The sequence below is a fragment of the Bradyrhizobium sp. SZCCHNR3119 genome, from assembly GCF_032487775.1.
Taxonomy (GTDB): Bacteria; Pseudomonadota; Alphaproteobacteria; order Rhizobiales; family Xanthobacteraceae; genus Bradyrhizobium.
This window is the reverse complement of the sequence record NZ_JAUEUV010000001.1, coordinates 4,467,054-4,492,650: the sequence shown is the minus strand read 5'-3', so window position 1 is coordinate 4,492,650 and position 25,597 is coordinate 4,467,054. Positions and strand designations below refer to the sequence as shown.

Annotated in this window: 22 protein-coding genes; 7 read left to right on the top strand and 15 right to left on the bottom strand. The window is 64.8% G+C overall.

The genetic code is table 11. The features are described from left to right. Window positions 1–46: 46 nt before the first annotated feature. From QX034_RS20665 to QX034_RS20655, 3 genes are read right to left on the bottom strand one after another with little or no spacing between them, the layout of a single operon-like run. The gene (locus tag QX034_RS20665) at window positions 47–772 is read right to left on the bottom strand and encodes a GntR family transcriptional regulator (RefSeq protein ID WP_315700679.1); all 726 of its coding nucleotides are present in this window, start codon (window positions 770–772) and stop codon (window positions 47–49) included. Between the two features lie 18 nt (window positions 773–790). Further along, window positions 791–2,653 carry a TRAP transporter large permease subunit gene (locus QX034_RS20660; protein WP_315700680.1) on the bottom strand — a complete coding sequence of 621 codons (1,863 nt, stop codon included), beginning with the start codon at window positions 2,651–2,653 and terminating at the stop codon, window positions 791–793. Window positions 2,654–2,701: 48 nt separating this feature from the next. Beyond that, window positions 2,702–3,706 carry a TRAP transporter substrate-binding protein gene (locus QX034_RS20655; RefSeq protein ID WP_315700681.1) on the bottom strand — a complete coding sequence of 335 codons (1,005 nt, stop codon included), beginning with the start codon at window positions 3,704–3,706 and terminating at the stop codon, window positions 2,702–2,704. 176 nt (window positions 3,707–3,882) lie between these two features. On the opposite strand from QX034_RS20655, the gene QX034_RS20650 reads away from it, so the two are divergent. Both QX034_RS20650 and QX034_RS20645 read left to right on the top strand, forming a co-directional pair. Further along, window positions 3,883–4,893, top strand: coding sequence for a Zn-dependent oxidoreductase (locus QX034_RS20650; RefSeq protein ID WP_315700682.1), 1,011 nt, complete (start codon window positions 3,883–3,885; stop codon window positions 4,891–4,893). Window positions 4,894–4,901: 8 nt separating this feature from the next. Then, complete coding sequence (locus tag QX034_RS20645) at window positions 4,902–6,383, top strand: mannitol dehydrogenase family protein (protein ID WP_315700683.1); 1,482 nt, start codon at window positions 4,902–4,904, stop codon at window positions 6,381–6,383. A gap of 10 nt (window positions 6,384–6,393) precedes the next feature. On the opposite strand, the gene QX034_RS20640 is transcribed toward QX034_RS20645, so the two are convergent. Further along, a complete protein-coding gene (locus QX034_RS20640) occupies window positions 6,394–7,590 on the bottom strand; it encodes a mandelate racemase/muconate lactonizing enzyme family protein (protein WP_315700684.1) in 1,197 nt (398 codons plus the stop codon). Between the two features lie 152 nt (window positions 7,591–7,742). On the opposite strand from QX034_RS20640, the gene QX034_RS20635 reads away from it, so the two are divergent. From QX034_RS20635 to QX034_RS20625, 3 genes are all read left to right on the top strand, one after another. Beyond that, complete coding sequence (locus tag QX034_RS20635) at window positions 7,743–8,495, top strand: GntR family transcriptional regulator (protein ID WP_315700685.1); 753 nt, start codon at window positions 7,743–7,745, stop codon at window positions 8,493–8,495. A 35-nt stretch (window positions 8,496–8,530) separates the two neighbouring features. Further along, complete coding sequence (locus QX034_RS20630; protein WP_315741772.1) at window positions 8,531–9,904, top strand: MFS transporter; 1,374 nt, start codon at window positions 8,531–8,533, stop codon at window positions 9,902–9,904. A 258-nt stretch (window positions 9,905–10,162) separates the two neighbouring features. Next, window positions 10,163–10,501 carry an energy transducer TonB gene (locus QX034_RS20625; protein ID WP_316195744.1) on the top strand — a complete coding sequence of 113 codons (339 nt, stop codon included), beginning with the start codon at window positions 10,163–10,165 and terminating at the stop codon, window positions 10,499–10,501. Here QX034_RS20625 and QX034_RS20620 read toward each other — a convergent pair. Next, window positions 10,473–11,419, bottom strand: a protein-coding gene (locus tag QX034_RS20620) for an IS630 family transposase (protein WP_315707381.1) whose coding sequence is annotated in 2 segments (ribosomal slippage) — window positions 10,473–11,080 and window positions 11,080–11,419 — 948 coding nt in all. Because the reading frame shifts where the segments join, the coding sequence is not laid out codon by codon here. The two genes, QX034_RS20625 and QX034_RS20620, sit on opposite strands and share 29 nt — an antisense overlap. 3 nt (window positions 11,420–11,422) lie before the next feature. Here QX034_RS20620 and QX034_RS20615 point away from each other — a divergent pair. After that, complete coding sequence (locus QX034_RS20615) at window positions 11,423–11,941, top strand: energy transducer TonB (protein WP_316195743.1); 519 nt, start codon at window positions 11,423–11,425, stop codon at window positions 11,939–11,941. A 122-nt stretch (window positions 11,942–12,063) separates the two neighbouring features. Here QX034_RS20615 and nikE read toward each other — a convergent pair whose 3' ends face one another. The 8 genes from nikE to hydA all read right to left on the bottom strand — a co-directional run bounded on the left by nikE (window position 12,064) and on the right by hydA (window position 22,175). After that, window positions 12,064–13,710 (bottom strand): nickel ABC transporter ATP-binding protein NikE, encoded by a 1,647-nt coding sequence (gene nikE / locus QX034_RS20610; protein WP_409977834.1) that lies wholly within the window; start codon window positions 13,708–13,710, stop codon window positions 12,064–12,066. 23 nt (window positions 13,711–13,733) lie between these two features. After that, the gene (locus tag QX034_RS20605; protein WP_315700689.1) at window positions 13,734–14,594 is read right to left on the bottom strand and encodes an ABC transporter permease; all 861 of its coding nucleotides are present in this window, start codon (window positions 14,592–14,594) and stop codon (window positions 13,734–13,736) included. Further along, the gene (locus tag QX034_RS20600) at window positions 14,591–15,622 is read right to left on the bottom strand and encodes an ABC transporter permease (RefSeq protein ID WP_315765397.1); all 1,032 of its coding nucleotides are present in this window, start codon (window positions 15,620–15,622) and stop codon (window positions 14,591–14,593) included. Before QX034_RS20600 ends, QX034_RS20605 begins: the two co-directional genes overlap by 4 nt. 22 nt (window positions 15,623–15,644) lie before the next feature. Further along, window positions 15,645–17,264: an ABC transporter substrate-binding protein gene (locus QX034_RS20595; protein WP_315767460.1), complete on the bottom strand. Its 1,620-nt coding sequence runs from the start codon at window positions 17,262–17,264 to the stop codon at window positions 15,645–15,647. Window positions 17,265–17,343: 79 nt separating this feature from the next. Further along, complete coding sequence (locus tag QX034_RS20590) at window positions 17,344–18,792, bottom strand: NAD(P)/FAD-dependent oxidoreductase (RefSeq protein ID WP_316166949.1); 1,449 nt, start codon at window positions 18,790–18,792, stop codon at window positions 17,344–17,346. A 163-nt stretch (window positions 18,793–18,955) separates the two neighbouring features. Beyond that, window positions 18,956–19,717 (bottom strand): SDR family oxidoreductase, encoded by a 762-nt coding sequence (locus QX034_RS20585; RefSeq protein ID WP_315700691.1) that lies wholly within the window; start codon window positions 19,715–19,717, stop codon window positions 18,956–18,958. Window position 19,718: 1 nt separating this feature from the next. Then, entirely contained in the window at window positions 19,719–20,690 is a 972-nt protein-coding gene (locus QX034_RS20580) for an NAD(P)-dependent oxidoreductase (RefSeq protein WP_316166743.1), read from the bottom strand. 15 nt (window positions 20,691–20,705) lie between these two features. Then, window positions 20,706–22,175 carry a dihydropyrimidinase gene (gene hydA / locus QX034_RS20575; protein ID WP_315700693.1) on the bottom strand — a complete coding sequence of 490 codons (1,470 nt, stop codon included), beginning with the start codon at window positions 22,173–22,175 and terminating at the stop codon, window positions 20,706–20,708. Between the two features lie 145 nt (window positions 22,176–22,320). On the opposite strand from hydA, the gene QX034_RS20570 reads away from it, so the two are divergent. After that, a complete protein-coding gene (locus QX034_RS20570; protein ID WP_315741776.1) occupies window positions 22,321–22,980 on the top strand; it encodes an aspartate/glutamate racemase family protein in 660 nt (219 codons plus the stop codon). Window positions 22,981–22,983: 3 nt separating this feature from the next. Here QX034_RS20570 and QX034_RS20565 read toward each other — a convergent pair whose 3' ends face one another. Both QX034_RS20565 and QX034_RS20560 read right to left on the bottom strand, forming a co-directional pair. Beyond that, window positions 22,984–23,913: an N-carbamoyl-D-amino-acid hydrolase gene (locus tag QX034_RS20565; protein WP_315700695.1), complete on the bottom strand. Its 930-nt coding sequence runs from the start codon at window positions 23,911–23,913 to the stop codon at window positions 22,984–22,986. 380 nt (window positions 23,914–24,293) lie between these two features. Further along, window positions 24,294–25,523: an amidohydrolase family protein gene (locus QX034_RS20560; protein WP_316195741.1), complete on the bottom strand. Its 1,230-nt coding sequence runs from the start codon at window positions 25,521–25,523 to the stop codon at window positions 24,294–24,296. Between the last annotated feature and the right edge of the window lie 74 nt (window positions 25,524–25,597).

The window sequence follows — 25,597 nt, the reverse complement described above, 5'->3', positions numbered from 1 at the left end:
AAAACTGCATGTCACCGCGCCACGACGAGCAACTCGCTTCGCGGCATCAGCGTCGGCGCCGCGCTCGCGTGCGCGGCTCGCCCTGCGCCGTCTCCTCCTGCCGTGCAAAGATGCCGTCGGCGCGACGGAACACCTCTCGCAGATGACGGCGCATCGCCGCCACGGCCTGGGCCTCGTTGCAGGCGGCGAGCCCATCCAGGATCTCCTGATGCTGCGCGATCAGGAGCGGAATGTGGCCGGCGTCCTCCTGCAAGGTCAGATGTCGCACCCGATCGAAATGGATCTTGGTCTGCCGGATCACCTGCCAGACATGCGGGTGGCGGCTGGTGCGGGCGATGGTCTGATGGAACGCCTCGTCATGGGCATAGAACTCCGCCGGCGTGGCGGCCGCCTGCTGCCGTTCGATCAACTCGTTCAATTCACGCAGCGACGTCGCATCGATGTAGCGCACGGCTTCCGACACCAGCGCACATTCCAGGTGCTCGCGAATGAACTGGGCCTCGCTGAACGCCTCGCGCGAGACCGGCGCGACCACGCTACCGCTCTGCGGATAAATGCGCACGAGATCCACGTCGGCAAGCTTGATCAGCGCCTCACGGACCGGCGTCCGGCTGACGCCGAGCCGCTCGCACAGATCGAGCTCGGCCATCGGTGTCCCCGGCGGCAGCGCGCCCGAGACGATGTCGTCCAAGAGCCGCTCATAGACCTGATCGGCGAGCCGCCGTCCGGCCTTGCCATCCATCCTCGTCAGCCGTGGCAAATCGTCATCCATCGCGCCAGTCTATCCGATTCACAGGAAGCCGATCGAGATCCACGGCAGGAACACGATGAGGAGCAGCGCGATCACGAGCGCGGCGAGATGCGGCCAGACGCGGCGAATGACGTCGTCGGGCGAAGCGCGGCCGACCGCGCAGGCGAGATAGAAGCCGACGCCGAAAGGCGGCGTGAACAAGCCGAGCCCCATCGCGAACACCGCGATGACGGCATAGTGCACCTCGTGCACGCCCATCATGCGCGCGATCGGGAACAACAGTGGCCCGAACAGCACCACCGCCGGCACGCCCTCGAGCACGCTGCCGAGCACCACGAAGGCGAGCGCCGAGATCAAGAGGAAGCCCCAGCGGCCGCCGGGCACGGCCACCATCATGTCAACGAGCTGCTGCGAGAAGCCGGACTGGGTCAGCGCCCAGGCCATGCCGGTCGCGGCCCCCACGACCAGCAGGATCGCGCCGGACAGCGAGGCCGTATCGACCAGGATCGGATAGACGCGCTTCCAGTCGAACTGGCGATAGAAGAAGATGCCGACCAGCACCGTGTAGATGACGCCGATGGCTGCGACCTCGGTCGCGGTGGCGACGCCCTCGACGACCGCCGAGCGGATCACGATCGGAAGCCCCAGGCCGGGGATGGCGATCGCGAACAGACGCAATCGCGTCTTGGCGTCGAAGCGCTGCGCCCCGCTCATGTCCTCCTTGCGGGTCTGCATGAAGACCACGACGGAGAGCGCGATGAGGCCAACCACCGCCGGAAGGAGTCCGCCGGTGAACAGCGCCGCAATCGACACGCCGGTGACTGATCCGACCGTGATCAGCACGATCGAGGGCGGGATCGTCTCCGACATCACGGCCGACGCCGACAGGAGCGACACAAGGTCGCCTTCCGGACTGCCGCGCTGCTTCATCTCCGGAAACAGCGCGGGCGCAACCGCCGCCATGTCGGCCGCCTTGGCGCCGGAAATGCCGGAGACCAGATACATCGCGCCGAGCAGTACATATTGCAGGCCGCCCCGCAGATGGCCGATCAGCGAGACCAGGAACGCGATCATGGCCCGCGCCAGCCCCGCGATCTCGACCAAAGCGCCCAGCAGCACGAACATCGGCACGGCCAGCAGCACCATGTGCGACATCCCTTCGCTGACGCGGCCGGGCACGATCAAGACCGGCACCGTCGTGCTGAAATGCAGATAGGCGACGGTTGCGAGCAGGAAGGTGAAGGCGATCGGTGTGCCGATCGCCATCGCTGCCGCGACGAGCGCAAAGAAGAAGATCAGGAGATTGTAGTTGCCGAGATCCTCGAGCACGTGGGCCGCCGCATGGAGCGCGCCAGCCCCGGCCAGCACCACGGCCAGCGCACCGACGATCTGCAACAGGCTCGCTTGCTGGATCAGACGGTCGACTGCGGTCAGCAACATCAGGAGCACGCCGGCCAGCATCGCGGCCTCGCGATAGCCCTCGCTGATCTCGAGCACCGGCATCTGGCTGATTATGTGGCTCTCGAGGTGATCCCAGCACGGCACCATCAGCGCGACCAGAACCGTGCAGACGAGCATCAGGCCGAGCGCATCGGTGCGCGCCCGCCAAGCAGGGGACAGGTTACGCACGAAGGCGGTCAGCCGCATGTGCTCGGTACGGCGGAGCGCGACCACGGCGCCGAGCATTGCCAGCCACACGAACAGCACGGTGGCGAGCTCGTCGGACCAGATCAGCGGTGCGTTGAAGACGTAGCGGGCCATCGTCGCTGCACCCAGCAGGACCAATTCGGCGACCACGAGGGCGGCGGCCAACGCCTCGACCGTACGGCCGAGCAGCTGGTCGAACCGCGCGAATGCGCCATGCGACGGCACAGAGGTCGTCGCCGTGATGTCAACGGCCATTCCATCCTCCCCGCAGGTTTGCTCCGACTCGCGGACGCAGCATCAGGCTCAAAGCTGGCCAGCCGACTGTTCGAGAAGGCCCCAGGCCTCGGCGCCGAACTTCGTCTTCCATTCGGTGTAGAAGCCAGCGGTCCGCAGTGCGTCGCGGAACGGCTTGGTGTCGACCTTGTTGAAGACAACGCCGGCGCCCTGCATCTCGGTCTGCACCTTCTCGTTGAAGCTCTGAATGTCCTGCCGCTCCTTGATGGCCGCATCCGACAGCGCCGCCGTGACCGTCTCCCTGACGTCGGCGGGCAGGCTGCTCCAGCGCGTGGCGTTGGCGAAGATGTAGTGGCCGTCCCAGATATGGCCGGACAGCGCGATGTATTTCTGCACCTCGTAGAGCTTGGCGCTCTGGATCAGGGCCAGCGGATTTTCCTGGCCATCGACGATGTGAGTCTGCAGCGCAGCATAGAGCTCGCCGAAATTGATCGGCGTCGGCGCCGCACCGAGCGTCCTGAACAGCGTCACCCACAGCGGATTGCCAGGCACGCGGATCTTGAAGCCCTTGAGATCATCGGGGGACGTAATCGGCTTGGCGCCGGAGGTGATGTTGCGATAGCCGTTGTCGAGGCATTTCGGCAGCACGTGCAGGCCGACCTTGGCGAACTCGCCACGCACATGGTTACCGAGATCGCCGTCCATCGCCGACCAGACCTGGTCATAGCTCTCGAAAGCGAAAGCGACCGCGTTGATGCCGCCGATCGGAACGATGGTCTGGTTCACGCCCGAGGTCGACATGAAGTCGAGCGCTCCGGTGCGCGCCTGCGAGAACATGTCGGGCTCGCTGCCGAGCTGGCTGTTCGGATAGACTTGCAGATCGACCAGGCCACTGGTCTGCTTCTTGATGATCTCAGCGGCTTCGATGATGCGGATGACGCCGGGATGACTTGCGGGGAAGGCCGTGCCGTAACGCAGGCGGTACTTGGCGGATTGAGCTTGGGCGCGCCCGAGCGCCAGGACTGAAGCCCCCGCGAGCGTGGTGCCGACGAAGCTGCGACGAGACATGGACATTGGCAAACCCTCCCCTGCCGGCCCACTACGGGGCCTTTTTGTATGTCATTCCTATACCCAAGCCCTATAATGGATACCAAATAACGTTTCAATACATAACTTGTATCCAAGTTTTAGCATTGCTATACGACTTCAGCTCACAGTCGAGATGAGCGCGCAAGGGATGGGAGAAACGCGTGAAGAGCCTGGTGGTGGAGCGGCCCGGCCGCCTGTCGATCGAAACGCGCGCCATCCCCGAGCCCGCGAGCGGCGAGGTCCGCATCAAGGTCGAACGCGCCGGCATCTGCGGCTCCGACATCCACATCCTCCACGGCAGCAATCCGTTCGCGCGCTATCCGCGCGTGATCGGCCACGAATTCTTCGGCCGCATCGACAAGCTCGGCGACAGCGTCACCGCACGGCTCGGCGTCCGCGCCGTGATCGATCCCGTGGTCGCCTGCGGCAACTGCTATCCCTGCTCGGTCGGCCGGCCCAATGTCTGCGCGCATCTCGCCGTGCTCGGCGTCCACCGCGACGGCGGCTTCTCCGAATATACCTGCGTGCCAGCCGCTAACGTGCATCTGCTGCCGGACAGCGTCGACGACGACAAGGCGCCGCTGGTCGAGCCGTTCTCGATCGCCGCCAACATCACCGACCATACCCGCGTCTTCGCTTCCGACGTGGCGCTGGTCTATGGCGCGGGCCCCATCGGGCTGACCGTGATCCAGGTGCTCAAGCGCGTCTATGGCGTGAAGGAACTGATCGTCACCGACCGCATCGACGCAAGGCTCGAAGCTGCGCGACACAACGGCGCCGACCGCGTCATCAACACCGCACAGACCGCCCTGCCTGCAGCGCTCGCCGCTGCATCCTTGCCGCCGACGCTGATCATCGATGCCGCCTGCCATCCCGCCATTCTCACTGAGGCGATCGAGATCGCCTCGCCCGCGGCGCGGATCGGCCTGCTCGGCTTCTCGGCCGAGCCGTCGACGATCGTGCAGCAGAAGGTCACGGCCAAGGAGCTTGCGATCCACGCCTCCAGGCTCAACAGCGGCAAGTTTGCCAAGGTGATCGACTGGTTCGCCAGCGGCACCCTGCAACCCGAGCGTCTGATCACCCATCGCTATGGGCTCGATGCTTACGCCACCGCGTTCGACACGTTCGAGCACAATCAGACCGAATGCTGCAAAGTGCAGCTCATCTTCTGACGTACCACATGGACCGCCTCAGCCTCGCCACGCTCGACCGGCTGCCTGCCGGCATCCTCCGGCCGGACTACGACCGCACGACGGTCGCAACCGGGATCGTCCATCTCGGACTAGGTGCCTTCCATCGCGGTCACCAGGCCGTCTATACGGATGCGCTGCTCAAGGACGATCCGCGCTGGGGCATCCTCGGCGTCTCGCTGCGCTCGCCGGACGCCCGCGATGCGCTGCGGCCGCAAGGCGGGCTCTACAGCGTCAGTGCCAGCGACGGCGCCGGCCATCGGCGTCGCGTCATCGGCGCGCTCACCGACGTTGCTGTCGCGCCTGAAAATCCCGCGGGCTTGCTCGCGCGTCTCGCCGATCCCGCCGTGCGCATCGTCTCGACCACCGTGACCGAAAAGGGCTACAGCCATGATCCGGCGACAGGTGCGCTACGCGCCGATGATCCCGATATCCGTCACGATAGCCTCAACCTCACGCATCCTCGCAGCACGCTCGGCGTCATCGTCGGCGGATTGCGCCTGAGGCGGCAGCAGGGACTGCCGCCCTACGTGGTGCTGGCCTGCGACAATCTTCCGACCAACGGCCACACGCTGCGCGGCCTCGTCATCGCCTTTGCCGAACTGGTCGACCGCGATCTCGCCACATGGATCGCGGGCGAAGTCCGCTTCCCCTCGACCATGGTCGATCGCATCGTGCCGGCCACCACCGAGACCGATCGCAACGAGGTCCGCGCTGCGCTCGGCCTCGACGATGCCTGGCCGATCGTGACCGAGCCGTTCAGTCAATGGGTTATCGAGGACGATTTCGGCGGCGACCGTCCCGCATGGGACCGTAGCGGCGCCCAGTTCGTGCGCGACGTTGCGCCGTTCGAACTGATGAAGCTCAGGCTCCTGAACGGTGCACATTCGACGCTCGCCTATCTCGGTTATCTCATGGGATGTCCCACAGTCGCTGCGGCCATGGCTAAGCCCGATCTCGCCGGACTCGTCGAGGACATGATGCGTGACGAAGTCACACCGACCTTGCCGACGCTCGGCGGCTTCGACATCGCCGCCTATCGGACGGCGCTGCTGGCGCGCTTCCGCAATCCCGCGCTGAAGCACCGAACCATGCAGATCGCGATGGACGGTTCGCTGAAGCTGCCGCAGCGCCTGCTCGACACCATCCGCGACCGGCTGGCGCGGGACCAGCCGATCACGCGCCTGGCTCTCGCCGTTGCGGCATGGATGCGCTACGTCAGCGGCACCGACGAGCAGGGCGCACCGATCGAGCTGCGCGACCCTCTGGCAGGGCGACTGCGTGCGCTCGCCGACGACGCCGGTCCAGTCGCCGGCCGCCTTGCTCCCACGCTGCTGTCCCTGACCTCGATCTTCGGCAGCGACCTGCCAGCCGATGCGCGCTTTACGACGGCGGTGATGACGGCGCTGGAAAGTCTTTTGCGAAACGGGACCCGCACGACGGTCGAGCAGACCCGCCGGGCAACACGCTGATCCCGCGCCTTCATACCTGGCTGCGGCGGACGGTCAGGTCGGAGCGGTCGAACACGGCCGGCAAGAGATCGACGCCGAGCCCCGGCCCTTCCATCGGATAGACATAGCCATCCTTGATCACGGGCATGGTGGTGACAAGCTCGTTGTACCAGCCCTTGTAAAAGGCTCGCACCGATTCCTGAATCAGCGTGTTGGGCTGGCTGAACGACATGTGCACCGCGGCAATGAAGCCGACCGGGCCGATGCAATCGTGCGGCGCAAAGGGGCGGTGATAGGTCTCGGCCATGGCCGCGATCTTGCGCCCTTCCGTGAGCCCGCCGGTCCAGCACAGATCGGCCATCACCACATGCGCGGCATCGCGATCGAGCATGTCCTTGTACGGGTAGCGCGAGCCGAGCGTCTCGCTGGCGGTGACCCAGACATGGGTGGAGCGGGCGTATTCGGCGAGCGCCTGCGGCGAGTTCATCCGGATCGGATCCTCGTACCAGGTCGGCTGGTAATCCTCGAGCACGCGCGCGATCTGCTTGGCGGTCGGCAGATTCCACAAGCTGTGGAATTCCACCATGATCTCCATCCTGTCGCCGACGGCCTTCCTGATCTTCTCGAACGGCGCGACCGCCACCTTCATCTGCGCCGCGGTGATGTAGAGGCCCTGGTTCTCCTGTGCCGCCGGATCGAACGGCCAGATCTTCATCGCAGAGATTCCGCTCTCGAGCAGGCTCTCGGCCAGCTGGTCGGCGCGGTTCATGAATGCGTCGAGGTCCTCGTAAGGACTTTGCGTCTCCAGGCTCCAGTTCGATACCGGGCTGATATTGGTCGAGCGCACGTAGCGGGTGCCGGCGCAGGTGTTGTAGATGCGCTGCTTGTCGCGGCAGAGCCCACCCAGCATCTGGTGCACCGGCTGGCCGCAGACCTTGCCGAACAGATCCCAGAGCGCGATGTCGATCGCAGACGCCGCGCGATACTCGACGCCGGTCGAAGACTGCGCCATCGGCAGATTGAGCATATCGCGGTGGATGGCTTCGATCCGCAGCGGATCGCGCCCGAGCAGCCGACCGGCAAAGGTGTCATGGATCTGGGCCTCGACCGCGCCCGCGCCGTAAAACGTCTCACCGAGCCCGATCACGCCGGCATCGGTGTGGACGCGGACCCAGATGACATTGGCGAATTCCTCTGTCCGCAAGGTCTCGATCGCGGTGATCTTCACGGCTGCCGTCCTCCCAATGACCGGTTCTGTCTTGCATGTGTTACATGCGCGGCCCAGGCATACGCCCCCTTGTAATATATCACAATATGTTTATTGCTGATCACCGGGCCCCGAGGAAGAAGTGGCCAGAGGAAATGCCGAGGACACCACAGATGGCGCGCCGCAAAAGCGCTCTCGTAAAACCGGATGCCGACGACGCGGCGCCATCGCGCGGCGCGGGCAATCTGTTCGAGGCCGCCTATCTCAGGATCGAAGAGCTCCTGGTGAATTGCACGCTGAAGCCCGGCCGGTTTCTCACCGTGCAGGAGCTGCAAAGCGTGACCGGCTTCGGCCGCACACCGGTGCATGCCGCCGTCAACAGCCTCGCCGCCGATACGCTGATCATCATCCGGCCACGCCATGGGCTGCAGATCGCGCCGATCGATCTCGCCCGCGAGCGCCTGCTGCTCGGCCTGCGCCGCGACATGGAGCGCTTCGTCGTGCGGCTGGCGGCCGAACGGGCCGGCCTTTCGCACCGCAACCAGATGCAGCACATCGCGCGCGTGCTGAGCGAGCGCCGGAACACGCTGACGATCGACGAGTTCAACCAGCTCGACCGCCGCATCGACGGGCTCATCCTTGCCGCGAGCGGCGAGCCTTTCCTGGTGCACACCATGCGCCCGCTGCACACGATCTATCGCCGCATCGGCTACATCTATCACCGCCTGCTGCCGGATCACGACCTGAGCGGCACGATCGACCGCCATTTGGCGATCCTCAGTGCCGTGGCCAGCCAGCGCGCCGCCGGAGCGGTGAAGGCGAGCGATACGCTGATCGCGTTCATGGATCAGATGTTCGAAGAAATGGAGGCGGGGATCGATCCCGGCCTGCTCGACTGCAGCATCGAGCCGCTGCCGGTCGCTTGAGCTTTCAGACCAATAACAACAAGGAAGGACCAGTTATGAGTACCGCAGCCACGACCGAGGTCCCGCAGCGGGCGGAGATCGATAGCGCAGTCCGCTATCTCATTCAGAACTACAGCCCCAAGGGCAACCGGGTCGGCTGGCTGATGATGGCCTCGATCCTGGTCGAGGCGTGGGATCTCTATTCCATCGCCTTCGTGCTGATCTTCATCAAGGAGCAATATAACCCCGGTCCGCTCGAGCTCGGACTCGCCGCGGCCGGCACGCAAGGCGGCGCGCTGATCGGCGCCCTGCTCGGCGGCTGGCTCTCCGACAAGATCGGCCGCCGCTGGATGTTCCTGGGCACCATGACCATGTTCGTGGTGCTGGCGCTGGCGCAGGCTTTCGTGCCCAGCATGACCTGGCTGATCGTCATCCGCTTCCTGCTCGGCGTGCCGCTCGGCAGCGACATCTCGACCGGCTACACCTACATCATGGAATCGATGGCCAAGGGCCAGCGCGAGGTGATGGGCAATCGCTGGCAGTTCATGTTCGCCGTCGGCGAAGTCTTGACCCTCGGCGTGATCGCGATCTTCCTGGTGATCGAGCTCAACCACGAAACACTGTGGCGCGTCACGCTGGGGCTCGGCGCCGTGCCGGCCCTGATCATCCTGTTCCTGCGCCACGACGTGCCGGAGACCGCCGTGTGGCTGGTGCAGCATGGCCGCTTCAAGGAGGCCAAGGCGGTCGCGCAGCAGATGTATAACGACGATCTGGCGATGCTGCCGAACCACGACGTCGCCGTCGAGAAGCCGAGCACCTGGGATTTCCTCGCCGATTTGCGCAAGGACCCGATCCGCTGGCGCGCCACGATCTACGGCTGGATCGCCTGCTTCGCGCAGGGCAGCGAGTTCTCCACCTTCGCCTTTTATCTGCCGGTGCTGTTTGCGATGGTCGGCGTGTCCAGCGTGCTCGGCAACAATCTCGTCACCATGGCGCTGTTCAGCTTTGCTGCAATCTCGGGCTGGGTCGGACCGCTGTTGACGCCGAAGATCGGCCATCGCGGCATCGGCATCGCCGGCTTCGGCATCGTGCTGGTGTCGCTGCTGGTCGCCGCCGCCGCGCTCTACACCGACCACAAATACATCCTGCCGTTTGCAGCGGCCGGCATGCTGTGGGGCCATTATTGGGATGCCTCGAACTGCATGACGATCCCGACCATGGTGGCGCGGCCGCGCTATCGCGGCACCGCCAGCGGCTTCGCCTACATGTTCGTGAAGCTGCCCTCGTTCCTGGCGATCTTCCTGTTCCCGATGCTGTTCACCGCGATCGGCCAGGCCAACGCGACGCTGTTCGTCGCCATTTTCCCGCTGATCGGACTGCTGGCTGCGATCTTCATCCTGCCGGAGGTCTACGGCTACGAGGCGGATTGAGCGGATTTGCAGTGTAGGGACCTGTAGGGTGGGTAACGGCGCGCAGCGCCGTCCCCACCGCCGCGAGTTCGACAACAAACCGGGCGGCCACGCTTCCGCCGACGCCCTTCGGGCTATGGCGGACAAGTCGCTTTGCCCGCCCTGCTTTCTCTGCGATCCGCAAAGTCGCGAAGGAGACGGCCTCACCAGAAAATGCGCGACGCCGGCAGCAGCGAAGGTTACACTGCGTTCCGAGGGGCAGTGTTAGCGATGCGACGTTTGGCAGCCATTTTCTTCATTTGGTTGTCCAGCCTCACGACCGCTGGTGCGGACGAAGCCACTTACAGGCAGCGGCTGGCCCGCTACCTCTTGGAAAACTCCCAGGAATTTCGCAACGAGCTTAAGGGCCGGCCCGCGGACATCGACGTCATCCTCACGATCGACCGGAACGGCAAGCTCTTGGGTGCCGATATCGCCCGCAGCTCGGGGGTGCCGCAAGACGATCAGAACGTCCTCGCCGGCCTCCGCCGAATGTCCGCGTTTCCGGAGGTTCCTGCCGACGTTCAGGTCCCCTTAGAGCGTTTTTCGATCAAGTTAGGTCATATCCTGCGGCTTTGAAGTAGTTGGCGCATTCGGCCGGTTCGAAGCAGTCTAGGCAGCGTCCGATGGCGTTCCATAAACCATCAACAGTTCGTTCCGCGGCGGCTCGAAGTAGCGCTTTCAGCTTGGAGAAGGCGTTTTCGATCGGGTTGAAGTCGGGACTATACGGCGGAAGATAGAGCAGTTTCGCTCCAGCGGCCTCGATCGCCGCTCGCACGCCTGCACCTTTGTGGCTGCTGAGATTGTCCATCACGACGATGTCGTCCTGCTTCAATTCGGGAACGAGAACATGATCGACATAGGCTTGGAAGGCGTCACCGTTGATCGGGCCATCGATCACCATTGGCGCCATCAGTCCCGACTGGCGCAGGCCAGCGACGAAGGTCGTCGTCTTCCAATGACCATGTGGAATTGAAGCCCGCAGGCGTTCGCCGCGAAGGGCGCGGCCGCGGGTTCGAGCCATATTGGTCGAAGCCCAGGTCTCGTCGATGAAGATAAGCTTGGTAGCGCTCAACTCGGCCTGCTTGCTTGCCCAGTCCTTCCGCTTGCTCAGGACATCCGGCCGCTCCTGCTCTGCGGCATGCGCTGTCTTTTTTTAAACGTGATGTTTCGACGAGCGAAGAAGCGGTGCAAGGCTGACACGCTGAAGCTATGTCCTTTGGCGGAGAGGGCCGCCTTCAACTCCTCCAGTGTCATGTCGGGCTTATCAGCAACCAGCGCCAGAATGATATCGGCTTGCGCCTCAATCGCCTTCGAACGCTGATCGCCGCCAAGCTTCTTCGGCGCTATATCGCCAGTTTCTTCCTCAAGCGCGACCCACCGGATCGCGCTTGATGCGCCCACTTGGTAATGGGCCGCAGCTTGCCGCCGCGACATGCCACCTTTAACTGCCGCGACAACCCGCTTCCGAAGATCGACCGAGCACGATCCTGCCATTCTTTGCCTGCCTCCGTTGCTGCAAGCAAATTGAATCAGAGCCGAACCGATTTGGGAATCCCTCGCGATTCAACCCGATCGCAAACCGCTCTAAGAGTCAGGATACCGTTCACATTTTTTGCGCAGACGCGCGTCGGCTTCGTCGATCTGAAGTGGACCATGACGTCCAGTACCTCCGGCCCGGAGATCGCATTCCGCGGGGATATCCTTCATTATCTCCAGGCGCATCCGCTGAAGCTGCCCGATGATACGCAGAAGCTGAACGACGCGCACTCGATCGTCGAATTTTCGATCGATCGTGATGGCACGCTTCTGGACGCGAGAATCACGAAGAGCTCCGGCCCCAAAGCCACGAATGACGACACGCTCGCCTGGCTCAGGAAGCTCCAACCCTTTCCTAAGCCGCCATCCGAAGTGAAGGTCCCGATGAAGCTCACGGCAGAAATCGTGTTCAGTCCGAAAAGCATCTGGAACGACGAGGAAACCAGGCGAAAGGTGAGCGGCGTCTGCCGGGGCTGTTAGTTTATTGCCAGCCTTATCGTCATTGCGAGGCGCCCTTGCGCCGAGGCAATCCAGGCTGTTTCCGCGGCGGCAGTCTGGATTGCTTCGCTTCGCTCGCAATGACGGTGGTACTAAACATATCACTAAGCCGGTGCCAATTCTGCCTGCTGGATATGCGGCACGGCCTCGACCAGCTCGCGGGTGTAGTCGGTCTGCGGATTCGCGAACAGTGCCCGGCTCTCGCCCTGCTCGACGATCTGGCCTGCGCGCAGCACGATGGTGCGGTCGCACATCATGCGGACCACGTTGAGGTCGTGGCTGACGAACAGGAAGGCGAGATTGTCCTCGCGGCGCAGCCTGTTCAGAAGCTGCAGCACCACCGCCTGCACCGAGACGTCGAGCGCGGCGGTCGGCTCGTCCAGGACCAGGAGCCGCGGCTTGCAGGCGATCGCCCGCGCAATGCCGACGCGCGCCTTCTGCCCTCCGGACAGCTGGTGCGGAAAGCGCGACAAGAGCTCCCTCGGCAGACCGACGCGATCGGCACATTCCTCGACGCGGCGGCGCAACGCATCGCCCGATCGCATCGCCATCAGCCGGGTCAAAGGATGCGCGATACAATCGAACGCGGTGTAGCGCGGATTGAGGCTGTCGTTCGGATCCTGAAAGACGATCTGGATGTCCTTGCGGAATTCAGAGCGGTGAAAGTCGCGCGCCGGAATCTGGCCGATCGCCTGGCCGTCGAACAGGATCTCGCCCGCGCTCGGATCGATCAGCCGGCAGATCATGCGCGAGGTCGTGCTCTTGCCGGAGCCGGATTCGCCGACCAGACCGATGCTCTCACCGGGACGCATCGTCATCGAGAAATCGGCGACGCCGAGCGTGCCGTCGTCGAAGTGCTTACCAATGCGCTTGACGTCGAGCAGCAGCGGCGTGCCATGCGGTGGAGGCGGCAGTTCGCTCACTTGAACCAGCGGCACCGGCGCGCCATCCGGCACCAGGTCCTCCACCCGCGAGGATGCGGTCGGTGAGGCCGCGACCAGGCGCTTCGTGTACGGATGCTGCGGCCGCTGAAACAGCGCCAGCGGCTCGGCTTCTTCGACCAGCCGTCCCTGCTCCATCACCACGGCTCGGCGGCAGTAGCGCGCAGCGAGGCCAAGATCGTGCGTGATCAAGATGGTCGCCATGCCGCGCTCAGCGGCGATGGTCGCAAGCAAATCCATCACCACCTTCTGCGTGGTGACGTCGAGGCCGGTGGTCGGCTCGTCGGCGATCAGAAGCTGCGGATTGCAGGAGATCGCGATCGCGATCATCACGCGCTGGCACATGCCGCCTGACAGCTCGTGCGGATAGGCATTGATGCGCCGCTCGGGCTCGCGGATCTGCACGGCGCGCAACAGCTTCAAGGCCTCGCCGCGCGCTTCCTTCGCCGAGATACGGCGATGCGCGAGGATGGCGTCGGCGATCTGCTCGCCAATGGCGCGGATCGGGTTCAGCGCCGCGCGCGGATTCTGGAAGATCATCGCCATCGCGGCGCCGTGCAGGCTGCGCAGATCGGCGCCGCCGGCGCGGGTGATGTCCTGGCCCTTGAAGCGTATCAAGCCGTCGGTGATCCGGCCGGCCTTGTCGAGCAGATGGGTGATGGCAAAGCCGGTGACCGACTTGCCGGAGCCGCTCTCGCCAACCAGGCCCAGCATCTCGCCCGGCTGCAGTGACAGCGACACGCCGCGCACGGCCTCGACGATGCCGCGACGGGTGGAGAAGGTCACCTTGAGGTTCTCGACCTCGAGCAGCGGCGCGGTGTTTCCCAATGCTATCACGTTCTCATCCTCGGATCGAGGATGTCGCGCAAGCCGTCGCCGAGCAGGTTGAAGCACAGCACCGTCAGCATCAGTGCAAAACCCGGACACGCCACCAGCCACCAACGCCCTGTCGAGATGAAGCGCGCGCCTTCGGCGACCATGATGCCCCATTCCGGTGTAGGCGGCTTGACGCCAAGACCGATGAACGAAAGGCCGGCGGCATTGAGGATGGCCCAGCCGAGATTGAGCGAGATCTGGACGGCCATCGCCGGCAGCACATTCGGCAGCAGGAAGCGCAACACCACCGCAACGTGGCCTTCGCCGCTAGCGCGCGCGGCCTCGACCCAGCCCAAATTGCGGCGGATGTTGACCTCGGCGCGGGCGAAGCGGATGTAGAACGGTAGGTTGATGATCGCGGTTGCGATCACGATGTTCTCGACGCGGTTGCCGAGGGCAGCGACCATCGCCATCGCCAGCACGAACAGCGGAAAGGCCATCAAGACATCGACGAAGCGGCCGATCGCCTTGTCGAGCCGGCCGCCGGCATAGCCGCACAGCGCACCGATCACCGAGCCGATCGCAAAGGAGACCGCGACGGCGCTCACCGCGATCGCCAGATCCAGGCGCGTGGCGATGACCAGGCGGCTGAAGACGTCGCGGCCGAGTTGGTCGGTGCCGGCCCAATGCGCCGCGCTCGGCGCCTGCAAGGCCTGCGGCACATCCGACGCAATGGGATCATAAGGCGCGAGCCAGGGCGCAAGGATGGCGACGATCGCCAGCAGCAGCGCGCCGCAAGCGGCGACGGCGGTCACCGGATTGCCGCGCAACACCCAGGAGGTGTGACGGAGCGTCGAGGATGTTTCCATCGTGCTCATGCAACCGTCGCCCGGGGATCGGCGATGCCGTAGAGCACATCGACGAGCAGATTCACGATGACGAAGATCGTGGCCATCAGCAGCACGAAACCCTGCACCGGCGCGTAGTCGGAGACGAGCAGCGCATCGAGCGCGTAGGAGGCGACGCCCGGCCAGGAGAACACCTTCTCGACCAGCACGTTGGCGCCTAACATGGTGGAGAAGACGATGCCGGCGATGGTAATGACCGGCAGGATGGCGTTGCGCAGCGCATAGGTGACGACGATGCGCCACCCGGACAGTCCGACCGAGCGCGCGGTGCGGACGAAGTCGCTGCCGAGCGAGACCAGCATCGAGGCGCGGGTGATGCGCGCCAGCGGCGCGATCACGAACAGCGCCATGGTGAAGGCCGGCAGCATCAATTGCCGCACCGCCGCCCACCAGCCTTCGAGATCGCCGGCGAGCAGGAAGTCGACGATCAGGAAGCCGGTGCGCGACGGCGGCAGCGTGGTGAAGATGTCGACGCGGCCGGTCGGGTCCGGCGCGAGGCCGAGCAAATAGTAGAATACGTAGATGAGGAGCAGGCCGGACACGAAGGTCGGCACGCAGACACCGAGCGAGCAGAACAGCCGCGCGCCATGGTCGACCAGCGAGCCCGGTCGAAGTGCGGCGATCACGCCGAGCGGCACCGCCGACACCAGCGCAATGAGCAGTGCCGCCAGTGTCAATTCGAGCGAGGCCGGCAGACGTTCGCGCAGGTCCTTGGCGACCGGCTGCCCGGTCATCATCGAGCGCCCGAGATTGCCGCGGCCGACGTCGTAGAGATAGATCGCCAGCTGGTTCGGCAACGGCTTGTCGAGCCCGAGTTGCTTGCGGATCACGTCGATCTCCTCCTTGCCGGCATTGGGCCCGGATGCGAAGAACACGGCGGGATCGCCGGGCAGCACCCGCATCAAGAGGAAGGTGAAGACCAGCACGCCGAACAGCGCCGGCATCGACGAGATGAACCGCCGCCCCGCCCGGATCAGAGTTGCGCCGATCGTGCCCATGCTTCGCGCTGTTCTCGCTCGCCTACTTGCGGCTGAGATTGCGGTAATCCACCTGCCGCGTGAACTGGTAGACATACCCCTCGACGTTCGGCTGCATCACCGCATCCTGCGCCGCCTGCCAGATCGGAATCTGGAACATCTGGTCGAAATGGATGGCATTGAGCGCCCTGCCCTCCTCCTCGTACTTCTCCCTATCGGGCTCGAAGCGCGCGGCCTGCGCGATCTTCTCCAACTCCGCATTGTCGGTGGAGGAATAGTTCCAGCGCTGATTGCCGGTGTAGAAGTTGCGGTAGAAATAGTCGGTCGACGGCAACCAGGCGACGATTCCTTCCGTGAAGAACGGCAGCTTCTTCTCGTTGATCGCGGTCGACATCTGCGCGTCCGGCAGCTTCTGGATGTCGACCTTGATGCCGATCTTGGCCAAGGATTCCTTGACCAGCGCCGCCATCGGCTCGGCGGTCGCCGCCTGGCCGACATTGAAGCTGAACGTCGTGGAGAAGCCGTCCGGCATGCCGGCGTCCTTGAGATAGGCCTTCGCCTTGTCGAGATCGAGCTTGACCGGCTGCGGGATCGGATAGGCGCCGCTCGGCGGCTTGCCATCAGCCCAGGTCGCGCCAAACAGCGGCGCGCCACGGCCGAACAGCGTCGCCTTGAACATATCGTCATAGGGCAACGCATAGGCGATCGCGCGCCGCACGTTGACATTGTCGAACGGCGGAATCTTGTTGTTCATCGAAATGAAGTTCACCGCATTGTACTGCGGCGTCGAGATCACCTTCAGCTTGCCCTTCCCTTCCAACGCTTGCACATCGCTCGCCTGCAGATCGATGACAAGGTCGGCATCGCCGCGCTCGACCAGATTGGCGCGTGTGGCGGGCTCCGGCACCGACTGGATGATCAGTCGCTTGAACCCGGCCGGCTTGTCCGGCGTGCCACGATTCCAGGCCTCGTTACGCTTGGCGATCACCTGCTCGCCTGGCTTGAAGGTCTCGACGATATAGGCGCCGCTGCCCGCGGCATTCTCCTTGGTCCAGTTCAGCGCCCACGGATCGTCGGCAGTCGCATGCGCCTTCGCGAGCTTGGAGTTGATGATGATCGGATAGACCGTGGCGAGGTTCGGCAGCGCGAGCTTGTCCGGCTTCGGCAAGGTCACTTCGAACGTCAGGGGATCGATCACCTTGAACTGATCGGGGGACGTCAGTGAGCCCGTGAGCAGCTGCGCCTTGCCGAGGATCGGCGCGCTGACGCAGCGGTCGAGCGACCATTTCACGTCCTCGGCGGTGACGGGTGAACCGTCCTGGAATTTGGCATCGGGGCGCAGCTTGAAGGTGATCTTCAGGCCATCCGGACTGACCTTGTAGGACTCCGCGAGCTCGCCGGAAATGGTGTCGAGATCGAACACCCATTTGCCATTGAGCTGCTTGCGGCCGAACGACACCAGCCGGTCATAGCTGCTCATCGAGAGCGCGAAGGCCTCGCGGGTCGAGCCCGGAATGTTGGGATCGAGCGTGTTGACGGTGGCGCCAGTGACATAGCGCAGCGTCTCGGCGCGACTCTGCGCATGTGCGCCTGGCACGGCTGGTGCCACCGCAAGCAATGCTGCTGCCGCGACCAATATCCGTTTGGAAATCGAAAAGCTCATGCTCATGCCCTTCGCCTCATCTGTCTGGGCCCAACGGCCCGGCCGTGTCTCGGTCTGCGAGAGTCCGAAAAGCAGCAAATCATGTGCCAGCAGGACACTTCGAAGATCCACTCGCCGGCTCGCGCCGCACCACCGCCTGCGGCACGTCATAGGCCTGGAATGCCGCCCAGTGCTTGTCGAGGTCAGCGCGGAACAGCCCCCGCGTCAGCCCATGCACCAGCTTCGGCACCGCCGTCGTCATCGCGTTGATCGACGAGCCGGACGCGCCGAAGCTCATGGTGGAGGCGATCGCGAACACGTGGATGTTGGCGATCCACGGCGTTTCCCCGAATGTTCGCTCGCACAGCGCGTAGTCGTCGGCGAGATAGGGGAATGCGCCAAGCCGCGCGTTGCGCTCTTCGGCCGGCGGCGTGTAGCGGTCGCCCCAGCGCGCGATGTTGTGCGCGAAGCGCTTCAGCTCGGCACGGCCGGCGAAATCCGTCGCGATGCCGGTCGCGCTGACGACGAAATCACAAACGATCTCGCCGCGCGGCGTTTGCAACACGACGCCGTCGGGCGTCTCCCGTGCTGCCTCGACCGGCACTCCCTCATGCAGACGGAAGGCCGCATGGCGCGCGCAGCGGTCGTAGGTGTGCTGCGGAAAGCCCTCGCGCAGCTCCAGGACTGCCCGCATGAAACGCCAGCGCCAGGCATCGTCGAGCTCGGAGAAGTGCCGCAAGAATCCGCGGAAGGTCAGCCAGCGATAGGGCTGCACCAGCTGGATCTCGGCGCGGCGGCAGAGCAGATCGACGCGCTCTGCGCCTGCTTCCAGTGCCGTCGCCGCATTGTCGAAGGCCGAGGCGCCGGCGCCGATGACGGCAACACGCTTGCCGCGCAGCGCCTCGAAATCGATCGCGGCAGCGGAGTGGACGCAGCGCGTAGCAGGGAGATGGCGCAACGGCGCCGGAATGCTCCAATCGCCCATCCCCTCCTGGCCAGTGGCAAGTACGATCTTGCGCGCATAGAGCGCCTCTTCGCCGGCGCGGCTCCGAACGCTCGCCTGCAACAAGCCATTGGCGGCGGGTGCGATATCGATCGCCTCGCAGCCGTTGCGCACCGGAAGGTCGAGCACGCTCCGATACCACGCGAGATACTCTGCCCAATATTCGCGCGGAATGAGATCAAGATCGCGCCAGCTCTGTTCGCCGAATTTCGCCTCGTGCCAGGACTGATAGGTGAGGCTGGGAATGTCGAGATCCGGACCGGTAAAATCTTTGGGCGAGCGCAGGCGCGGCATACGCGCATAGGTCAGCCACGGCCCCTCGCGCCCCTGCTCCGCTTTGTCCAGCACCATGATGTTGGTGACCTGCGAGCGCATGAGCCCGAAGGCCGTCGCAAGGCCCGACTGGCCACCGCCAACGATCAGCACGTCCAGCGCGGGGCGACCGTCGGGACCAGGCACCGGCTTCAGCCAAGGCATCTTGGGGTGGGCGATCCTGTCGAGATCGCGCCGGACCTGAGCGGCAAGCGCGGCGAGCCCGTCATTCATGGCGCGCACCGGGACGCGTTGCAGTGTCGCGCCCGACACGATCGATCTCGCCCACGCCCGCTCCATGCATTCCTGATCCGGCCGGCGCAGCCTAGCAAAGCATCTTCAGCGGCAGAAATCTCAATTTGCTGGGGACTATTCACCGGACTTATAGACCGAAGCCTCAGGCCACGAGCCAGCCGCCATCGACCGGCAGCACCACGCCGGTCACGAAAGAGGCTTCATCGCTGGCGAGGTAAAGCACGGCGGAAGCGACCTCCTCGGCCTCACCGAAGCGCTTCATCGCGTGGCGCTGGCGCGAGGCGTCGCGCACGACGTCCGGATCGGCATGGCGCGCGAAGCTGCGGCGAAGCATCGGCGTATCGATAGCTCCCGGGGCGATCGCATTGACGCGAATGCCGTCGGTCGCGAAATCGACCGCCATGGTGCGGGTCAGGCTGATGATCGCGCCCTTGGCGGCGATATAGGCGCTGTTGCCTTTGCCGCCGGCAATCGCCAGCTGCGAGGCCAGCGTGATGATCGCCCCCTTCTGCTGGCGCTGCATGACCGGCACCGCGGCCTTGGCCCACAACCAGGTGCCGCCGACATTGGCGCGGAACACCGCATCCCAATCCGCAGGGGCGGTCGTGACGATGGTGCCGCCGCAGGAGAAGCCAGCCGCACACAGCAGCACATCGAGCCGGCCGCGGCCTGCGGCCACGCTTTCGACCGTCGTCGTGGCAAAATCGATTTCGCCGACGTCGCCGATATGAATGCTGCCCTCGCCGCCAGCCTCCTGCAGCTGCGCCAGCGTTGCCTCAGCGCCTGCCGCGTCGCGGTCCACAAGGGCAACGAAGGCGCCCTCGCGCGTGAACGCGACCGCGCTGGCGCGGCCGATGCCCGAGCCGCCGCCGGTGATGATGACGGTCCTTCCCGCGAGTCTCATGCTATGCTCCAAGGTACTCATCGAACCAGCGGCTCAGATGCGCCGCCGAGTCCAGGCAGCTGAATTGGGCACGCCAGCCGAACTCATCAGCCAGTCGCGCCGTCGACAACGGCGCACGCGCCGGCCCATGCACGGCGATTGTGGGCCTCTCGCCTTGTTCAGCCAGCCGGCAGACGAAGCCCGGCCGCAGGTCAGCAAAGCGGTCGCCCCACGCTTCCACGGTATAGGTTACGCCGCTGGAGATGTTGTAGAGCGTGTACTGCGGCTTAGCCGCCTCCAGCAGCAGCGCAATCGCGTCCGCGACATCGAGCGCATAGACCCAGTCCCTTGCGCCAGCGTCGCTCAAGAGCGCCGGCTCGCCACGCGCAAGGCAACCGAGGATCAGGGCCTGCGGCGATGGCGTATCGCGCACGCCACCTGCGCGCTCGAACGGCCCGAACACGGCTGATAGCCGCACGCTGATCACATCGGTCTGCCAGAGATCGCCCAGGCGCGCGGCGACGCGTTCGGAGGCGAACTTGGTGATGGAATACAATGACACCGGATCGCAAGGCGTTGTCTCATCCAGGAACTGAAAGCGCTGTCCGCTGGCGCCATAGGCTGCGGCGGAGGACAGGTTGATGACACGCTTCACGTTGGCGCGGCGCGCGGCCTGCAGCATGGGCACCTGCGCCAGCAGGTTGACCGCAAGAATACGCTCCGGCTCGGCCGCGTCGCGCTCGACACCGGCCGTGATCGCCGCGCCCAGCACCAGGGTATCGCAACCAGATGCGATCGCGGCGGCAACGGCCTGATGATTGGTTACATCCCCCTGCAGCACGCAAAGCTGTTTGCCATAGACCGCAAAGGCACGCTGCGCGGCGTTCGGCAGATCGGCGTGGTCGAACAAGGTCACCTGATGGCCGCGCGCGAGCAGCGCTTGCGCGACATTGAGTCCGACAAAGCCGCACCCGCCGAAGATCAGGACGTGCATGGCGCTCCGTCCAGCCTACAGCAGCCGCGCGCCAAAATTCTGCTCGGGGTCCATGTCTGCCACCAGGCGTCCGGTCGGCTTCGCTGCCTCGCCGCCGCTGCGGGCCAGGAAGCGGCCTGAGCCGGCCTGCGCCGACAACTTGCCGTCCTCGACGATGACGCGGCCGCGCGACAGCACCGTCACCGGCCAGCCCTGCACGGAGCGGCCGGCGAACGGCGTGTAGCCGGCGCGATCGTGCATCATCGCGTCGCTGATCGTGACACGCTTCTCCGGATCCCAGATCGCGATGTCGGCGTCGGCGCCGATCGCGATCGCGCCTTTCTTCGGATGCAGATTGTAGATCTTGGCCGGCGCCGTCGCGGTCAGCTCGACGAACTTGTTGAGGCCGAGCCGGCCCTTCGACACCATCGCGTCGAACAGCAGCGGCAGCCGCAGCTCCAGCCCCGGCAGGCCGTTGGCGATCTGCTTGAAGTTCGGGTTGGGGCCGGCGCGCAGCTTGCCGGTCTCATCGAAGCGATAGGGCGCATGGTCGGAAGAGATGGTCTGCAGGTCGCCGAGCGAGAGCGCCTGCCACAGCGCATCTTGGTCGGAGGCGCGGCGCGGCGGCGGGCTGCACATCCATTTCGCGCCCTCGACGCCGGGCTTGTCGAGATCATCGGCCGTGAGGAACAGGTATTGCGGGCAGGTCTCGGCGAACACCTTCAGCCCCTGGCCGCGCGCGTCGCGGATGACCTTGGCGCCCTCGGCGGTCGAGACGTGGAAGATCATGATCGGCTGGTCGATCAGCGCAGCCATCCCGATCAGGCGGTTGAAAGCTTCCGCTTCGGAGAAGCGCGCGTGGCTGATGGCGTGGTATTTCGGATGGGTATAGCCGCGCGCCAGCAGCCGCTTCACCATCCACGAGATGATGCCGTGGTTCTCGGCATGCGCGCACAGCATCGCGCCGCCCTCGCGCGCCGCAACCAAAATATCGAGCAACGGCTCATCGTCGATCTTCAGGAGATCATAGGTCATGAAGATCTTGATCGAACCGTGCCCCAGCTTGATCAGCGCGGGCAGATCGTGCTCCAGCGTCTCCTTGGTCGGGTCCGCGACGATCATGTGGAAGGCGTAGTCGATCACGGCACCTTTGCGCGCGAGCGCATGATACTCCTCCAACACCTGCGGCAGTTTCATGCCGATATGCTGGGCGGCAAAGGAGATCACCGAGGTCGTGCCGCCAAAGGCGGCCGAAGTGGTCGCGCTCTCGAACGTATCGGCATTGACGATGCCGGCTGCCGATAGCTGCTCGATATGGCAATGGCTGTCGACTCCGCCAGGCAATACCAACTTGCCCCGCGCATCGATCTCGCACTTGGCCGGACCAAGGCCACGGCCGATCGCGACGATGCTCTCGCCCGCAATGGCGACGTCGGCCTCGAATATGTCGGTCGTCGTGGCGACGCGCCCTCCCCGGATCATCAACTCATAGGCTGGCTCGGTCATGGCGGTCCCCTTATCAGTTCTGCCCAATGGAACACCGCTGATGTCGCGGCGCGCCGTTGCGCCCGGCGCATGACGATCGCATGCGCCACGTGGCATAGTGATTGCGTTTCACGCTGCGTCAACACGTCTCAAGCAGGAAGCTCCCATGTCCCACCCGCGCATCACGGTGATCAATCCGAACTCCAATCAGATAGTCACCGACGGCCTCGCCGAGGCACTGAAGCCACTGATGTTTGCCGACGGACCGGAGATCGTCTGCGAGACCCTGAAGGAAGGCCCGTACGGAATCGAAAGCCAGAAGGACGCCGACAGCGTGACCATGCCGCTGCGGCGGTTCGTCGAAACCGACAACGCGTCGAGCGCCTTCGTGATCGCCTGCTACAGCGATCCCGGCCTGCATGTCTGCCGCGAGGCGACGGCGCGGCCGGTGCTCGGCATCGCCGAATGCGGCGTGCTGACCGCACTGACCCGCGCCGACAGTTTTGGCGTGATCGCGATCGCCCAGCGCTCGATCCGGCGACATCTACGCTATCTCCGCCAGATGGGGCTGATGGACCGGCTCGCCGCCGAGCGGCCGCTCGACATGACGGTGGCCGAGACCGCTTCTGGCGAAGGCACGCTGGCCAGGATGATCGCGGTCGGCCGCGCGCTGAAGGAGCAGGATGGCGCCGGCGCGATCGTGATGGGCTGCGCCGGCATGGCGCGCCATCGCAAGGGCCTGGAAGATGCGCTCGGCATTCCCGTGATCGACCCGACTCAGGCGGCTGTCACCATGGCGCTCGGCGCGGTGGCGTTCGCGCACTGATCTTCACTCCTCCGGGGGAATCGCACCGGTGCGGCTGGTGATCAGGCCGTAATGCTCGATGCGGCGGTGGCTCGCAAAATCGAAGATCGTCTCCTTGCCGAACTTGGTCGCGTCGAGATCGCAACGCGCGACCAGCACCTCATCGCCTTCGGTCGTCGCTTCAGCGACGATCCCGCCGTCCGGATCGACAATCAGACTGCCGCCGATCAGCGGATGACCGTCCTCCACGCCGGCTTTGGCGACCGCGACCACCCAGCAGGAGTTCTGATACGCGCCTGATTGCACCGAGAGACGATTATGGAACAGCCGCTGTTCCGGTCCCTCGGCATTCTTCTGCGAGTTGACCGACGGCGTGTTGTAACCAATCAGCACCATCTCGACGCCCTGCAGGCCCATCACGCGATAGGTCTCGGGCCAGCGGCGGTCGTTGCACACCGCCATGCCGATGATGCCGCCGAGATTGCGCCACACCGGAAAGCCGAGATCGCCCGGCTCGAAATAGCGCTTCTCCAGGTGCTGGTGGCTGCGCGTCGGATCGTACTCCTCGTGACCCGGCAGATGCACCTTGCGATATTTGCCGACGATGTTGCTGTCGCGATCGGTCAGGATCGCCGTGTTGTAGTGATGGCCGTCCGGCGTCAGCTCGGCATAGCCGAAGTTCATCGCCATCCGGTGCTGCCTGGCGCGATCGAACAGCGGCTGCACGGCCGCATTCGGCATGGCGCGCTCGAACCAGGTGTCGACCTCGGCCTGATCCTCCATATACCAGCGCGGAAAAAAGGTGGTCAGCGCCAACTCCGGATAGACGATGAGATCGGCGCCTTTGGCTTTGGCCTCGTCCATCAGCGCGATCATCCGCGCGACCACGACCTCGCGGCTGTCGGCCCTTTGGATCGGCCCCATCTGGGCGGCGGCAACATTGATCACGCGCATGGTGTCACTCCTTGGTCGAAAACTCCAACGTCATTACGAGCGATCCAGACGAGGAGAGAGTCCGGATCGCCGCGCTCGCGATGACACCTGACGTCGTAGGGTGGGCAAAGCGACTTGTCCGCCATAGCCCGAAGGGCGTCGGCGGAAGCGTGCCCACCGCGATATCGCGCGGCGCCCGACGGTGGGCACGGCGCTTCGTCCACTTGCGAATGTCGAGACATCGTTGCAACGCGCCTTTGCCCACCCTACGCTTCGGTATCCGTCATTGCGAGCGAAGCGAAGCAATCCAGGGCTGCACGGGGATTCTGGATTGCCTCGTCGCTGCGCTCCTCGCAATGACGGTGAATGACGAGCAATCATCTCATCGTCGCCCGCCCGCATCACCCCGGTCCATGCAGCATCGGCCGCGGGCGCGTGAACGAGGGCCGGCCGCGCTTCAATCCCCACAGCGGCTGCGCAAGCGTTGCGATCGCCTCGGTCGGGCTGCGCGCGTCGATGCAGACGAGATCGGCCGGCGCGCCGAGCTTGACGCCGTAGTCGCCAAGCCGCATCAGCCGCGCGGCATCGCTTGTGATCATGTCGAGGCAGCCGGCGAGATGATCGGGACGCGAGACATGGCAGACATTGGCATAGAGGTTGGCCATGCGGATGAGCGAGCCGTCGCCGTAAGGCGTGAACGGATTCAGCACATTGTTGGTCGAGATCGAGCAGGTGACGCCGGCGGCGCGGAGCGGCTCGAGCGGCACCACGCCGCGGGGAATCGCATGATCCTGCCGTCGTCCCATCAGGTGCAGATCGGTCGACGGCAGCACGGTGACGGCGACGCCGGCATTGGCGAGCTGCATCGCGATCGCGTTGAAGCGCTCCGGCGGCAGCAGCGACAGCTGCGTGACATGGCCGACCGCAACGCGCCCACCCCAGCCATACTCTTCGGTCTTGCGGCAGACATATTCGATCTGCATGCGGTCGAGCGTCTCGGCGAGATCGAGATGCATGTCGATGTCGACATCGAACTCGCGGGCGATGGCGAAGATGCGATCGATCTGCGCCGCGGGATCGGTGTCGAAATACGGTGCGGCTCCGAGCGTGCGCGCGCCGCGCCGCAGCCCTTCGATCAGCAGCTCCTCGGTCCCCGGATAGTTCGTCAGCCCTTCCTGCGGGAAGACACAGAGCTCGATATCCATGGCCCAGGCGTAATCGCGCTTGAGCTGCTCGATGGCATCATAGCCGATCATGCCGATGCCGGGATCGAGCTCGACATGGGTGCGCATGCGCATCGTGCCATGACTGATGCAGCGCTCGACCGTCTGCTTCGCCCTGGCGTAGACATCCTCGGTGGTGAAGTTGCGCTTGGCCGCGGCGGTCTCGCGCACGGCTTCGGCGACGGTGCCTTCCGCAATCCGGCAGCGGTCGAGAATGCAGGTCTTGTCGAGATGGATGTGCGTCTCGATCAGGCCGGGCACGACGAGGCAGGTTTCGGCGTCACGCTCGCGCGCGCCGGCCTGCAGCGCCGCATCGATCGCGACGATCTTGCCATCGCCGATGCCGATGTCAGTGCAGCGGGTCTCGCCCTCGCACCACAGCGAAGCATTGCGAATGATCAGGTCCAACACGTCATTCCCCGAGGGTGCGGCCCCTGCTGGCCGCAGAGCCCACCAAAGGCAAGGGCCGTGCCACCGCCAGC

Bases quoted from the DNA above. Each gene is read 5' to 3' on its own strand.
- hydA (WP_315700693.1), bottom strand. From the start codon at position 22,175: ATGACCGAGCCAGCCTATGAGTTGATGATCCGGGGAGGGCGCGTCGCC.
- QX034_RS20565 (WP_315700695.1), bottom strand. From the start codon at position 23,913: ATGCGCGTGATCAATGTTGCCGCCGCCCAGATGGGGCCGATCCAAAGG.
- QX034_RS20635 (WP_315700685.1), top strand. From the start codon at position 7,743: ATGGCGCGCCGCAAAAGCGCTCTCGTAAAACCGGATGCCGACGACGCG.
- QX034_RS20605 (WP_315700689.1), bottom strand. From the start codon at position 14,594: ATGAGCACGATGGAAACATCCTCGACGCTCCGTCACACCTCCTGGGTG.
- QX034_RS20645 (WP_315700683.1), top strand. From the start codon at position 4,902: ATGGACCGCCTCAGCCTCGCCACGCTCGACCGGCTGCCTGCCGGCATC.
- QX034_RS20570 (WP_315741776.1), top strand. From the start codon at position 22,321: ATGTCCCACCCGCGCATCACGGTGATCAATCCGAACTCCAATCAGATA.
- QX034_RS20585 (WP_315700691.1), bottom strand. From the start codon at position 19,717: ATGAGACTCGCGGGAAGGACCGTCATCATCACCGGCGGCGGCTCGGGC.
- QX034_RS20600 (WP_315765397.1), bottom strand. From the start codon at position 15,622: ATGGGCACGATCGGCGCAACTCTGATCCGGGCGGGGCGGCGGTTCATC.
- QX034_RS20630 (WP_315741772.1), top strand. From the start codon at position 8,531: ATGAGTACCGCAGCCACGACCGAGGTCCCGCAGCGGGCGGAGATCGAT.
- QX034_RS20655 (WP_315700681.1), bottom strand. From the start codon at position 3,706: ATGTCCATGTCTCGTCGCAGCTTCGTCGGCACCACGCTCGCGGGGGCT.
- QX034_RS20580 (WP_316166743.1), bottom strand. From the start codon at position 20,690: ATGCACGTCCTGATCTTCGGCGGGTGCGGCTTTGTCGGACTCAATGTC.
- QX034_RS20665 (WP_315700679.1), bottom strand. From the start codon at position 772: ATGGATGACGATTTGCCACGGCTGACGAGGATGGATGGCAAGGCCGGA.
- QX034_RS20590 (WP_316166949.1), bottom strand. From the start codon at position 18,792: ATGAATGACGGGCTCGCCGCGCTTGCCGCTCAGGTCCGGCGCGATCTC.
- QX034_RS20595 (WP_315767460.1), bottom strand. From the start codon at position 17,264: ATGAGCTTTTCGATTTCCAAACGGATATTGGTCGCGGCAGCAGCATTG.
- QX034_RS20660 (WP_315700680.1), bottom strand. From the start codon at position 2,653: ATGGCCGTTGACATCACGGCGACGACCTCTGTGCCGTCGCATGGCGCA.